This is a genomic window from Methylobacterium sp. Leaf118, from assembly GCF_920984675.1.
GTDB lineage: Bacteria > Pseudomonadota > Alphaproteobacteria > Rhizobiales > Beijerinckiaceae > Methylobacterium.
The window spans coordinates 1-1907 of record NZ_CAKLBV010000134.1; the positions used below are offsets into that span (position 1 = coordinate 1).

Annotated in this window: 1 protein-coding gene; it reads right to left on the minus strand. The window is 71.1% G+C overall.

The window, feature by feature from the left end:
• Positions 1-1907 (minus strand): 1-deoxy-D-xylulose-5-phosphate synthase (gene dxs, locus LW587_RS23865; RefSeq protein WP_232632051.1); only part of this gene is annotated, 1907 nt, incomplete at both ends.

Genomic DNA, 1907 nt, shown 5'->3' on the forward strand with positions numbered 1-1907 from the left:
CTTGAGGATGCCCTCGGCGTCGAGGCCGGCCTGGGCGTACATGATCTCCGGCTTGTCGTGGTCCTGGTAGAGGTCCGGCAGGGTCAGCGTCCGCACCCGCACCGTGCCGGCATCGAGAACGCCCCGCTCCGACAGCAGGTGCAGGACCATCGCCCCGAACCCGCCGACCGAGCCCTCCTCCACCGTCACCAGAACCTCGTGGTGGGTCGCCAGATCCACGATCAGCTCCGCGTCGAGCGGCTTGGCGAAGCGCGCATCCGCCACCGTCACCGCCACGCCCTCCTCGGCCAGGGCGTCGGCCGCCTTCAGGGCCTCCGACAGGCGCGTGCCCAGCGTCAGCAGCGCCACCCGCGCCCCGTCCGGGCGCCGCACCACCCGGCCCCGCCCGATCGCCAGCGGCACGCCGGCCTCGGGCAGCTCCACGCCCACCCCCTCGCCGCGGGGATAGCGCAGGGCGATCGGCCCGGAATCGTGGGCATGCGCCGTGGCCACCATGTGCACCAGCTCGGCCTCGTCGGCCGCCGCCATCACCGTCATGTTCGGCAGGCAGCACAGATAGGCGAGGTCGAAGGCGCCCGCATGCGTGGCGCCGTCCGCCCCCACCAGCCCGGCCCGGTCGAGGGCGAAGCGCACCGGCAGGTTCTGCAGCGCCACGTCGTGCACGACCTGATCGTAGGCCCGCTGCAGGAAGGTCGAGTAGATCGCCACGAACGGCTTGTAGCCCTCGGTGGCGAGCCCCCCCGCGAACGTCACCGCGTGCTGCTCGGCGATGCCGACATCGAAGGTCTTGTCCGGATGCGCCTTGCCGAACAGGTCGATGCCGGTGCCGCCCGGCATCGCCGCGGTGATCGCCACCACCTTCGGGTCGGCGTCGGCCGCCTTGATCAGGCTCTCGCCGAACACCCGCGTATAGGCCGGGGCGTTGGCCTTGGCCTTGGCCTGGACCCCCGACACCACGTCGAACTTGACCACGCCGTGATAGCGGTCGGCCGAGGCCTCGGCCGGGCCGTAGCCCTTGCCCTTCTGGGTGACCACGTGGAGCAGGATCGGGCCCTGATCGCTATCGCGCACGTTCTTCAGGACCGGCAGCAGGTGGTCGAGATTGTGCCCGTCGACCGGGCCGACATAGTAGAAGCCCATCTCCTCGAACATGGTGCCGCCGCCCACCACCAGGGAGCGGGCGTATTCCTCCGCCCGCACGGCCCGCTCGTAGAGGGCCTTGGGCAGGAGTTTTCCCAGTTGCTTGGCGGTCTCGCGCAGGCCCCGATAGGTGCCGCCCGAGGCGAGCCTCGCGAGATAGGCCGACATGGCGCCCACCGGGGGGGCGATCGACATGTCGTTGTCGTTGAGGATGACGATGAGGCGCGAATGCAGGGCGCCGGCATTGTTCATGGCCTCGTAGGCCATGCCGGCCGACATCGAGCCGTCGCCGATCACCGCCACCATGTTGCGCCGCCGGCCCGGCTCCGCCCCGGTCGCCTTGGCCTGGGCCACGGCGAGGTCGCGGCCGACCGCCATGCCCAGGGCCGCGGAGATCGAGGTGGAGGAATGGGCCGCGCCGAAGGGGTCGTAGGGGCTCTCGCTGCGCTTGGTGAAGCCCGACAGGCCCCCGCCCTGGCGCAGGGTGCGGATGCGGTCGCGCCGCCCCGTCAGGATCTTGTGCGGGTAGCACTGGTGCCCGACATCCCAGACGATCCGGTCGTCGGGCGTGTCGAACACGTGGTGCAGCGCCACCGTCAGCTCGACGACGCCCAGCCCCGAGCCGAGATGCCCCCCGGTGATCGACACCGCGTCGATCATCTCCGCCCGCACCGCATCGGCGACCCGCTGCAGCTCGCTCTCCGGAAGCCGACGCAGACGGTCCGGCGTCTCAAGACCCTCGAGGATCGATGTGTCCGCTAGTGCCA